The organism is Vibrio sp. V19_P1S1T109, from assembly GCF_002241375.1.
In the GTDB taxonomy this organism is placed as follows: domain Bacteria; phylum Pseudomonadota; class Gammaproteobacteria; order Enterobacterales; family Vibrionaceae; genus Vibrio; species Vibrio anguillarum.
Window position 1 is genome coordinate 1 of the sequence record NZ_NDIM01000209.1, and the last position, 10,597, is coordinate 10,597.

Below are 10,597 nucleotides of genomic sequence, written 5' to 3' on the forward strand. Positions count from 1 at the left end.
GTTTATTAAGCCCTACCTCTGGCAGTGTTGATGTGCTGGGGTTAGCGATCCCAAAACAATCAGAGCAATTGCGCCTAAAAATTGGTTATATGACACAAAAATTTTCGTTATACGATGATTTAACCGTAGAGGAAAACCTACAATTTATTGGACAAATTTTTGGTATGCCGCGCAAAGCATTGGCACAACGGCTCAATGAACAGTTGTGCACTTATGGGCTTGATCAGCGCCGAAAACAACGCGTAAGTGGGATGAGTGGCGGCCAAAAGCAGCGCTTGTCACTAGCAGCAGCCACGATGCATAAACCTGAACTGCTGTTTTTGGATGAACCAACGTCGGCGGTCGATCCTGAAAATAGACGGGAATTTTGGGAACAATTGTTCGATCTTTCAGACCAAGGCACCACCATTTTGATCACCACTCACTACATGGATGAAGCGGAACGCTGCCACCGTTTAGCCATCATGGAATCGGGTTTAATTCGTGCAGATGGTGAGCCAGAAACCTTAATGAACACGATGGGCGTCAACATTGTCGAAGTCCGAGCCCATAATTTGCGCCAATTAAAAGAAAAAGTCATGGCTCGGGCGGAGGTTCGCTCTGCTGCGCAACTTGGCATCCGCTTGCGGATCCTTATTCATCAACAAGTCACACAACCTATCGCGTGGCTAAAAACAACCTTCCCTGAACTGGCTGAAGCTGAGATGAATCTAGCTCGCCCAAGTTTGGAAGATGTCTTTGTCACTGTGACTGGCAAGGGGCGTCAATGAAAGCACTGTTTCGAATGAAAGCGGTGATGGTGAAAGAGATACGCCAACTCTCGCGAGACAAAATTACGTTTGGCATGGTAGTGATGATCCCACTGATCCAGCTGTTGCTGTTTGGCTTTGCCATCAATACTGACGTACGCAATATTCCGATCGCCATCGTTGATCAAAGTGAAAGTACCCTCGGACGGTTAATTGTAGAGTCAGTCAAAGCCACACAGGTTGTGAGCGTCAAACACACTTTTGCCACAACAGAGCAAGCTGAACATGCGATTGAACAAGGTAACGTGAGAGCAGCGCTGATCCTGCCAAAAGATCTCACTCAGCGCGCGGTGCAAAACCGCGTGTTAGGCCAGTGGATTGTTGATGGCTCCGATACGATGATCAGTGCCTCCATTTTAGGTCTGCAATCCATGCCGCTGACCGATTTTGATTTTGACATTCGTCCAGCCACCGTCAAAACCTTTGAAGTCACGCTGTTTTATAACCCCACTCGCCGCTCTGCGGTTAATATCGTGCCCGGTTTACTGGGGGTTATTTTAACCATGACGATGATCCTCTTCACCAGTGCCGCGATTGTGCGAGAAAAAGAGCGCGGCAATTTAGAACTGCTGATCACAACGCCAATTCACTCTATTGAGCTTATGGTCGCCAAAATTGTGCCCTATATTTTTGTCGGATTAATTCAGGTCTTCATCATCTTGGGCTTAGGGCATTTTATTTTTGACGTGCCCATTAATGGTGCGATCAGCCAAATTCTCTTCGGTACGCTGCTGTTTATCGCCGCCAGTTTGACCTTAGGTTTGGTGATTTCAACCATTGCTTCCACTCAACTGCAAGCCATGCAAATGACTGTTTTTATCTTACTGCCTTCAATTTTACTTTCTGGATTTATGTTTCCCTACGAAGGCATGCCAGTAGCAGCGCAGTGGATTTCTGAAGCGTTGCCTGCGACTCACTTTATGCGCATGATCCGCGGGATTGTGTTGCGCGGTGCTAACCTCATGGATCTATGGCGAGATGCATTATGGATGTTAAGCTTTACCGTCGGTGGGATTATCGTCGCGTCGTTGAGATTTAAGAAATCCCTTGATTAACGCCATTCACATTTGAAGGCTAATTTTTAAGCCAAAAGAAGGAAACTAACATGTTAAAGTCACTGATGACCAAAGCGTTATTGTGTGTAGGCCTGATCTCCAATACCTCAGATGCATTGGCATCAGAGCGCTCAACGATAGCATGGCAATGGATTGAAAATGGCGCGCTTTTAGTCGATGTTCGAACCGCAGCAGAATTCGCAGCGGGCCATATTGAAGGTGCGTTCAACTACCCACTTGATACTGTTAGCAGTGCTTTTTCTCACATCGATAAACAACAACCGATTGTGGTTTACTGCCGCAGCGGCAATCGATCGGGCCAAGCCATGGCCTATTTACTCGAGCAAGGGTTTACTCAAGTACATAACGGCGGCGGTTTAGAGGAAATGATCATTCATCCTTCGGCAATAAAGCCGCTCAATTGATGTTAACCTACTTACATTCACGTTATCGCTCTGTTTGTTCTTAATTGGCTCTCAAAGCGCAACAGAAAGACACCGCTTGTTATTCGGCAACAATGATCGATTTTTTGATTGGAACGTAGAAGATGTTCGATAACCAATCTCAACGGTATACAGCATGCAAACGTACAAAACCTTACGCTTGATCCTAGGCGATCAGCTCAATATCAAGCACTCTTGGTTTAACAAAACGGATGATTCCGTGCTATACGTGGTAGCTGAACTTAAACAAGAAACAGGCTATGTAAAACATCACATTCAAAAAATCTGCGCCTTTTTTGCCGCGATGGAAGCTTTTGCCGAATTATTGCAAAGTGAGGGACACCAGGTTCTCTACTTGACCCTTGATGAAACTGCCGATTATTTGCAGCTACCACCATTGATTAGTGATCTGTGTCATCAGATCAACGCAGAATACTTTCACTATCAGCGACCTGACGAATACCGAGTTTGGCAACAGTTGCAGGAGTTAAACCTCTCTCATGCACAAGTGACTTGTTTTGATACTGAACACTTTTTATTGCCTTTTGACGAGATCACTCAGCATTTTAACACCGACAAAACCACTATTATGGAGCCGTTTTATCGCAAAATGCGTAAGCGATTCGGTATTCTTCTGCAAGATGATCATCAAACGCCTTTGGGTGGGCGTTGGAATTTTGATCACCAAAATCGCAATAAGCTCAGCGTGCAAGACATAGAAAACCTACCCAAACCACTTAGCTTTCAAAACGATGTCAGTGCAATTTATAACCGTTTACAGCATCATAATATTCACGTTTTCGGCCTGTATACTCCTTCATTGTTATGGCCGATTAACCGCTCACAAGCGCTGTCATTATTGACCCACTTTTGTCAGTACGGCTTGCCGCTGTTTGGTCGCTTTCAAGATGCAATGACGGCAAAGAGCCCACATCGTTGGAGCCTTTACCATAGCCGGCTCTCTTTTGCACTCAACTGCAAACTACTATCGCCTGCAGAAGTCATTCAAAGTGCACTCATGCGATTTGAGAATGACAATACGATGGATTTAGCACAAATCGAAGGATTCATTAGGCAAATTTTGGGCTGGCGTGAGTACATTCGAGGCATTTATTGGGCGAACATGCCCCAATACGCCAAGCACAACGCCCTTGACGCTCAACGACCTCTTCCTCACTATTATTGGACAGGGGATACTCGTATGCATTGTGTTAAACAAGCCGTAACTCAATCACTGGAATTTTCCTACGCACACCATATCCAACGTTTGATGATCACGGGTAATTTTGCACTCCTATCAGGTTGCGAGCCGGATGAGGTGGATGACTGGTACTTAGGTATTTATATTGATGCATTGCAATGGGTAGAAATGCCCAATACCCGAGGTATGGCTCTGTTTGCTGATGGGGGAATTGTTGCCACCAAGCCTTATGCCGCAAGCGGCTCTTACATCAATAAAATGAGTGATTACTGCAAAGATTGTCACTACCAAGTAAAGAGCCGTAGTGGTCTAAATTCATGTCCATTCAATAGTTTATATTGGCAGTTCATGCTCACTCATCGTGAACGGTTAGCCAAAAATCCAAGGATAGGCATGATTTATAAAAATTGGGATAACACTGAAAACGCCACTCAACAAGCAATCTTAGATCAAGCTCAATACTATCTACACCATATTGAAGAGCTGTAGTTCGCCGGTTTACTGGTCACGTTTTGATTTATGCAATTTGGTGAGCACGCTGCAAGTAACTATAATCATGCTATTCGATTAAATATCAGTGAGTGATTATGCAACAACAGCAAGTCCATATGGACCAACGTATTTGCCAGCAATGCTCAGAAAAACAAAGCTTGCCTTTTGACTTCACCATGGCTTTCCAACCCATAGTTAACGTTGCAGATAACACCATCTTTGGCTACGAAGCACTCGTACGAGGTCTGAATAATGAATCGGCTTACTCCATCATTGAACAAGTCAGTGATGACAACCGATACCGCTTTGACCAACTTTGTCGAATCAAAGCGATTAAACTCGCGGCTAAACTAAAACTGTCAGGTATTTTGAGCATTAATTTTTTACCTAATGCCGTTTACCAACCAGAGCGCTGTATCCGCACCACATTAGAGGCAGCAAAGCAGTTCGGTTTCCCGACAGAACGGATCATGTTTGAATTTACTGAGGTGGAAAAAATCGTAGACACAGCGCACATAAAACGGATCGTCGCTTATTACTCCAACCTAGGATTTACTACCGCGATTGATGATTTCGGTGCAGGCTACGCCGGGCTTGGGCTATTGGTTAACTTCCAAACTAAAATAGTAAAATTAGATATGTCACTGCTGCGTAATATCGATCAAGACATCACGAAGCAAGCAATCGTCCGTCATACTGTCGCAATGCTCATTGAGCTAGGGATTTGTCCACTCGCTGAAGGTATTGAAACTCAACAAGAAATGTTATGGCTAAAACGACTCGGCATTGAACTCATGCAAGGCTACTATTTTGCGAAACCTGAGTTTGAAGCGTTGCCTACAGTGACGTTTTGAACCATAACATCAGCCTCTAATTTTGTGGATCCATCAAACCACGAAATGCTTGGGCATAAGTTTCAACTGTTCAATACGGCCCGACATGGCTGTTTCCACCTCGGCTAACCACTCATAACGTTTAGTGTATAGACGGCGTTTATTGCGATTTAGCGTCTCAACACCTTTACGGTTTGGCGTGGTTGGCAAACGGTACAAATATTTACTCATTTTCTCTGCTTCGTACTCTGTCCACAGTTCATCGTAATCAAAGCTTACTGATTTGCGCTTTGAGCCAATATAACGCAACGCTTGATACATATGGCCGCGGTTAGAAATCGCATACAGGTTTTCAACCCCTAAAATACGCGCTAGCGTCATGATCATTTCAACCATCAGTGCTTTGGTTCTTAAACCGTGAGTCGTGCGCGTCAAATCTTTAATGATTTGATTACGATCGCTCACACCACTGCTTGGACCTTGTAGTGAACCAATGTAAATACTGCGCCCTTGATCAGAAACATTGAAACTGATCGAGTAAATTTTCTGCCCTTTTTCATCCGTCAGTTGCAGCCCCAACGAGCCTTCTCTTATCTCTCCACTGCACAGGCTTAATGAATAACTCGCCCCATTTTTGTCGTAAAAATCAAAAATAGAGAAGCCTGATTCTGAGAAAAACTTCGCAGCATTAAAGCCAAACTGTTCAACTAAGTAGATAAAATGTTGATTAATGTGCCATGTACGCTCTTTGGCAGACCAATTGACGCAGAGATAAGGTTTTAATGGTTTTTCCAAAAACTGTGGGCATTGCTTCAATACCTCCGCTAACTCGGAGCACGAAAACAGCCTCAGCATACTTTTTAGAGCATAGGCATTGGTCACGCCCCATAAACAAAAACGGATATTCTTCCTGATTTTAGACCAGCCTTTGGTATTGGGGTAAATCGTTTCGGAGAGTTCAGACAGGCTAAACAGGTAGTCGAGTTTATTTTCAATTATCATAGTATGGACCAGAATTTCAGCAGCTAGGACAGCCTCAAACATTGGGGAGTCGCTCATTGAAAATAATGTACAGTGTTTCATTGAGAGGTGCTGTCCTGAGTTTGTATGAAAATGTCAGCCTTCGTCATTAGCTATTTACTTAGCGCGCTAACTAAATTATATTACTTAGCACGCTAAGTAATATGTGACTCGTTATGATTGAAAACACGCACACCCTGAAAGAATTATCACTCGCTGAGCAGTTTGCTCGTCTCTCACGCTTATGGAAAATGGTGGCGGACCGAGAACTCTCACCCTTGGGCCTTACCCATCCTCGTTGGACCGCATTGTGGAAATTACAGCGTCTCGGTGACAACGTCAGTCAAAAAACCTTAGCCGAAGCGTTAGAAATAGAACTGGCTTCTTTGATGCGAACTTTAAAGCAGCTCGAAGAACAATCGCTGATCGAACGTCACTGCTGTCACAACGATAAGCGCGCTCGAATCGTCAGTTTGACGAGTAACGGGCGTGCTCTTATCAAGCAGATGGAAACCCGTATTTTGCAAGTTCGCCAAAACTTACTGGGTAATATTGACGATCAACAATTGCACCAACTGACTCTTACGCTCGAACAAATCTCACACAACGCTCTAGATACGCTCAGCAAACCGATAGCAACACCTTCAAAGGAACAATAATTACTTATGACACCTGATCAAAAATTTGCACTTTGGATCAAATATTCCATCGTCGCTTTTATGGCGCTCTTTGCCTATTTTTTGGTGGCCGATTTGGCTATGCCTTTAACACCGCAAGCCATGGCAACGCGGACTGTGACCAAAATATCTCCCCGAGTTAATGGTCAAATCAGTGATGTTTTTGTCACTAATAATCAAACCGTACACAAGGGTGAAGTACTTTTCACCATCGACCCACAACCCTATCAACTGGCGGTAGAGCAGGCCCAACTCAATTATGAACGTGCGGTACAAGGTAACGCTCAATTGGATGCATCGATTGCTGCGGCAGAAGCTAATGTTACGGCAAGCCGTATCGTTGCCGATCAAAAGTTGCGCGAAGCTAACCGATTAAACACTCTGTTTGCACGCAATGGGACTTCTCAGCAACTTAAAGACGATGCACAAAGTGGCGCTACCGCCGCGAAAGCCAATTTGGTTGCAGCGCAAGCTCACCTGCAAGAATTGCACGTCAGTCGAGGTAATAGTGACGAGAGTAACGTCAGCATTCGCGCCGCTTTGAACCAATTGGCGCAGGCCAAGCTAAACCTTGCCTACACACAAACGCTAGCAGAGCAAGATGGTGTCATTACCAACTTACAGCTTGAAACGGGCACCTACGCCGCAGCAGGTACGCCGTTAGTTGCGTTGGTAGCGACGGATGTAGACGTGATTGCTGATTTTAGAGAAAAAAGCTTACGCCATTTCCCAGACAATAGCCTCGCCCTAGTTGCTTTTGATAGCAAACCCGGCGAAGTCTTTACCGCGCGTATTCGTAGCCTGGATGCTGGGGTAAGCACTGGTCAGTTTGATGCGAATGGGCGTTTAGCCACTCCAACAGAATCTAATCGCTGGGTGCGTGATGCACAACGCATGCGTGTGCACCTTTCGCTCGATGAAACGATGTCAACATTGCCTTCCGGTGCTCGTGCGACGGTACAGTTGCTACCAGAAAGTGGCCCGTTTGCTTGGCTGGCAAAAATGCAAATTCAGTTTCTGAGCACTCTGCACTACGTCTATTAAGCGGAGTAAAAAATGCGACTTTGGGATCATCCATTATCTGAAAATGACTTTCGCCAATGCGTCAGAATAGCAACAGGTGCGACGCTTGGTTTTACCTTTTGTAAACTACTGGGTTGGAACTACGGGGTATTTTTTACCGTAACACCGATGCTGTTACTGGGCATGGTGCCCGTCATGAATGCGCACGCCGCAAAGCAACTGCTTGCTTCCGCCGTCGTTTGTGGCTTAGAAGTAGCCATTCTCGGGGGGCTGTTTGGCGCTCATCCGGCACTGATGACGATGATGGCTTTTGTACTGTTTCTCTACAAATTTGCTTGTATGTCGAAAGGCAGCTTATTCTTATTTGGAGCGAACAGCGTATTGAGCTTGAGCATCATGCTGCACTTTGCAAGCTACCCCACAACTGATCTTAACGATCTGATTACTAGCAACTTTATCGCGAATTTGCTTTCGGTAATGGTCGCTTATCTGGTGACATTCTGTATTCCCGACGCACAGAAAAGGCAACCTCCCGCTCATGCAAGCGTGGCCAAAGAGTCACACCGTATGCGTCATGAAGCGCTCATGGGCGCAACCATTGCCACACTCTCTTTCGTTGTGTTTCAAATATTCGATCTGCAAGATTCAATGTCCGCGCAAGCCACAACCTTGTTGCTACTTTTCCCGATGCATTGGAACGGAGCGCTAGGCTACGCACGCAAACGCGCGATGGGTACTCTGCTTGGTGTCACTTTCGGTATTGCGGTCCAACTGCTGCTCTACGATTGGTCAGGTCAGCTTTTATTTGTTATTCCGCTGCTATGGATAGGTGCGATGCTCTTTAGCTACTGGCATGTAAAAGAATCCAGCGGTTCAGGGGTCGGCTTTGGCTCATTGACTACCTTGGGGATATTGTTTGGTCAATATTTGACGCCGGGCAATGATTTAATTTTCAGTGCCCTGTACCGAGTCGGCAGTATTTTGTTTGCTATTGTCGCCACATTACTTACAACCTATGTGATCCATCGATTGCTGAATCAATTCAAAGCCACCCAATTTGGCCAGTAATTAAAAACCCTGCACATAGGTGCAGGGTCAACATCACAGCAAACCTTTATTCAAAGGATAAACGTGCCGAATTTAATACACCCGTTAAACCTTGATAGTGATCCGCCACGACTAAACGCCACTGGCCTTGCACGTTCATTTGTTGCATTCCGCTGAGTGTAAAGCGAACACGATAAGCCGTGTTGCGATCATACTGGTTATACGATTTTAAATTCCAATAGCCACCATCAGGTGCATACAACTTGACTGAAACATCACCCACAAATGGGTGTTCAATATTAAGTTGAATAGTGGCCGTTTCCGCATTTCCTTGATAAGTCACATTAATCGGAAGTGCTAACTCTCCTTGTGCATGATCGGGAATGGCAAAAGGCCCTTGTAAATCATAGATGGCTTGTTGGGGCGAAGTCGGCTCAGTGGGTGACGTTCCTCCGTCATTACTCCCATCTGGACGTGCATAAATCGCCGCAATGTGTGGCGCGCTCAGGCCAATCGCTCGCACCGAGTTCGCGTAGTCAGTGACACCACATGCTTGACCTTTACACACTTTGCTTGGGTTAGAGAATGTGTAAGAACGGCTATGAATACCAAATAAGAAACCATAGGCCATGGTCGTCGCAAATTGGCCTTGAACCCCATAACCATACGCATCTTGCTCTGTACCATTTGAAAGATGGGGTTCGCCATTGTACTGTTCATGAGCATGGTTCAAGCCCAAATTGTGGCCTAATTCGTGAATAAACGTATCATCGCCACACTCATTCAAATAGCTATGACTGTACATTCTAGATTGCGCATAACGCGCACTATTGTTCCAATACGCGGCAGGGATTATCCATGCTAGACCACAGCTCAGCATGTAAGTACCATTGCCTTTATCTTCATAATCAGGAGAATTTTTAATATCTAGATTACGAAACAGCGCCACCATATCCGCGCCAACCTGCTTACGATATTGCTCAATATCGGCAAACGCCGGATCTTGTTTATTGCCGGGAGTAATCGCATCAAGCGCCTGCCCTTGCGATTTTCTTAGCCCTCTTTGCGTATCGTATTTTACTTCTTTCGTGCCAATTAAGTTGACTTTGATGTCCAGACCACTTTGACGCAGAATTTCATTTCCCACGTTAAATCGGTGCTGGATTTGAGCCACGTGATCTTGCTGAAACCACTCAGCCGTGCCGGGTGTATAAACACCTAGAATATCAATTTCAGTGGTTGCACTACTCGGTAACGCATGTGTTGCTAACACCACGGCTAATGCCAATGACGCTATTTTCATAGAAAACTCCTACATTATTTATTTTATTAACACACAAAGCCGTGCGTTTGAGGTATCAATGGCTGGTCGAGGTTTCGTCATAGCCATGATTCGGTGGTACTCGGTAAACCCATGCTTCACTGCCGTTGCCTTCAAGCTTCACTTGACCACTGGGATGACCAATAAAACCAAGTATTGCCGTTTTGCCGAAAGTGAATGTGGCTGGGTAAACTTCCCCGTCGAGTTCAAACTGCCCAGACCAAGTCCGGACGCCTTCATTCTGAATTTCTGATGAAGTGACTTGGATATTGACTGGCTGGTTATCAGGCATAGTGACCGTGACAGCATCGCCCGTTGCCAGAACTCGGAATTGTTCAATATTTTCGATTTCGATCGCTTTGATTTCCGTCACTGCATCACTTTTCGGCCTAATGGCTTGCAACGCTGGGCTTGGGTTGATGTCGTGCCATACTTCATCAACGGTTTGTGCCGCAAGCATGCGCTCTTCAGTGATAGGCTCTGAATTCAGAGCAGAACGAGCATCTCCAGCGTTCGATGCATCTTCTCGTGGTGGCTTCATCAGCTGACGCTCATCAGCAACTGTTGCGGCTTTAAAATCAGTATCCTCGTTATTATTCGGTGCTTTTGGATCAGGCACTAATGTTAATGAACTATGGCTAATGTAATATTTACCAACAATGAGACCGAATATTGC

Annotated in this window: 11 protein-coding genes; 8 read left to right on the forward strand and 3 right to left on the reverse strand. The window is 45.3% G+C overall.

Annotation, left to right across the window (positions count from 1 at the left end; all coding sequences use genetic code 11):
• From B9J87_RS09895 to B9J87_RS09915, 5 genes are all read left to right on the forward strand, one after another.
• Positions 1 to 770 (forward strand): ABC transporter ATP-binding protein (locus tag B9J87_RS09895; protein ID WP_094150495.1); only part of this gene is annotated, 770 nt, incomplete at its 5' end.
• Positions 767 to 1,864 carry an ABC transporter permease gene (locus B9J87_RS09900; RefSeq protein WP_094150497.1) on the forward strand — a complete coding sequence of 366 codons (1,098 nt, stop codon included), beginning with the start codon at positions 767 to 769 and terminating at the stop codon, positions 1,862 to 1,864. The genes B9J87_RS09895 and B9J87_RS09900, both read left to right, overlap by 4 nt.
• A gap of 50 nt (positions 1,865 to 1,914) precedes the next feature.
• Entirely contained in the window at positions 1,915 to 2,289 is a 375-nt protein-coding gene (locus tag B9J87_RS09905; protein ID WP_094150499.1) for a rhodanese-like domain-containing protein, read from the forward strand.
• Positions 2,290 to 2,443: 154 nt separating this feature from the next.
• Positions 2,444 to 3,997, forward strand: coding sequence for a cryptochrome/photolyase family protein (locus B9J87_RS09910; RefSeq protein ID WP_094150501.1), 1,554 nt, complete (start codon positions 2,444 to 2,446; stop codon positions 3,995 to 3,997).
• A gap of 98 nt (positions 3,998 to 4,095) precedes the next feature.
• Positions 4,096 to 4,854 (forward strand): EAL domain-containing protein, encoded by a 759-nt coding sequence (locus B9J87_RS09915; RefSeq protein WP_026027758.1) that lies wholly within the window; start codon positions 4,096 to 4,098, stop codon positions 4,852 to 4,854.
• A gap of 33 nt (positions 4,855 to 4,887) precedes the next feature.
• Here B9J87_RS09915 and B9J87_RS09920 read toward each other — a convergent pair whose 3' ends face one another.
• Positions 4,888 to 5,916, reverse strand: coding sequence for a VirK/YbjX family protein (locus B9J87_RS09920; RefSeq protein WP_094150503.1), 1,029 nt, complete (start codon positions 5,914 to 5,916; stop codon positions 4,888 to 4,890).
• A 113-nt stretch (positions 5,917 to 6,029) separates the two neighbouring features.
• On the opposite strand from B9J87_RS09920, the gene slyA reads away from it, so the two are divergent.
• The 3 genes from slyA to B9J87_RS09935 are packed head-to-tail and all read left to right on the forward strand — an operon-like array spanning position 6,030 to position 8,621.
• Entirely contained in the window at positions 6,030 to 6,512 is a 483-nt protein-coding gene (gene slyA, locus B9J87_RS09925) for a transcriptional regulator SlyA (protein ID WP_019283056.1), read from the forward strand.
• Positions 6,513 to 6,518: 6 nt separating this feature from the next.
• Entirely contained in the window at positions 6,519 to 7,574 is a 1,056-nt protein-coding gene (locus B9J87_RS09930; RefSeq protein ID WP_094150505.1) for an HlyD family secretion protein, read from the forward strand.
• A 12-nt stretch (positions 7,575 to 7,586) separates the two neighbouring features.
• The gene (locus B9J87_RS09935) at positions 7,587 to 8,621 is read left to right on the forward strand and encodes a DUF2955 domain-containing protein (RefSeq protein WP_094150507.1); all 1,035 of its coding nucleotides are present in this window, start codon (positions 7,587 to 7,589) and stop codon (positions 8,619 to 8,621) included.
• A 46-nt stretch (positions 8,622 to 8,667) separates the two neighbouring features.
• Here the strand turns inward: B9J87_RS09935 and B9J87_RS09940 are convergent, their stop codons facing one another.
• Both B9J87_RS09940 and B9J87_RS09945 read right to left on the reverse strand, forming a co-directional pair.
• Entirely contained in the window at positions 8,668 to 9,903 is a 1,236-nt protein-coding gene (locus B9J87_RS09940; RefSeq protein WP_094150509.1) for a zinc-dependent metalloprotease family protein, read from the reverse strand.
• Between the two features lie 55 nt (positions 9,904 to 9,958).
• Entirely contained in the window at positions 9,959 to 10,594 is a 636-nt protein-coding gene (locus B9J87_RS09945; protein ID WP_254918126.1) for a hypothetical protein, read from the reverse strand.
• Positions 10,595 to 10,597: the final 3 nt, after the last annotated feature.

What these genes read in the sequence shown, in the direction of transcription:
- B9J87_RS09930 (WP_094150505.1), top strand. Translation starts at nt 6,519, where the DNA reads ATGACACCTGATCAAAAATTTGCACTTTGGATCAAATATTCCATCGTC.
- B9J87_RS09935 (WP_094150507.1), top strand. Translation starts at nt 7,587, where the DNA reads ATGCGACTTTGGGATCATCCATTATCTGAAAATGACTTTCGCCAATGC.
- B9J87_RS09905 (WP_094150499.1), top strand. Translation starts at nt 1,915, where the DNA reads ATGTTAAAGTCACTGATGACCAAAGCGTTATTGTGTGTAGGCCTGATC.
- B9J87_RS09900 (WP_094150497.1), top strand. Translation starts at nt 767, where the DNA reads ATGAAAGCACTGTTTCGAATGAAAGCGGTGATGGTGAAAGAGATACGC.
- B9J87_RS09940 (WP_094150509.1), bottom strand. Translation starts at nt 9,903, where the DNA reads ATGAAAATAGCGTCATTGGCATTAGCCGTGGTGTTAGCAACACATGCG.
- B9J87_RS09920 (WP_094150503.1), bottom strand. Translation starts at nt 5,916, where the DNA reads ATGAAACACTGTACATTATTTTCAATGAGCGACTCCCCAATGTTTGAG.
- B9J87_RS09910 (WP_094150501.1), top strand. Translation starts at nt 2,444, where the DNA reads ATGCAAACGTACAAAACCTTACGCTTGATCCTAGGCGATCAGCTCAAT.
- slyA (WP_019283056.1), top strand. Translation starts at nt 6,030, where the DNA reads ATGATTGAAAACACGCACACCCTGAAAGAATTATCACTCGCTGAGCAG.
- B9J87_RS09915 (WP_026027758.1), top strand. Translation starts at nt 4,096, where the DNA reads ATGCAACAACAGCAAGTCCATATGGACCAACGTATTTGCCAGCAATGC.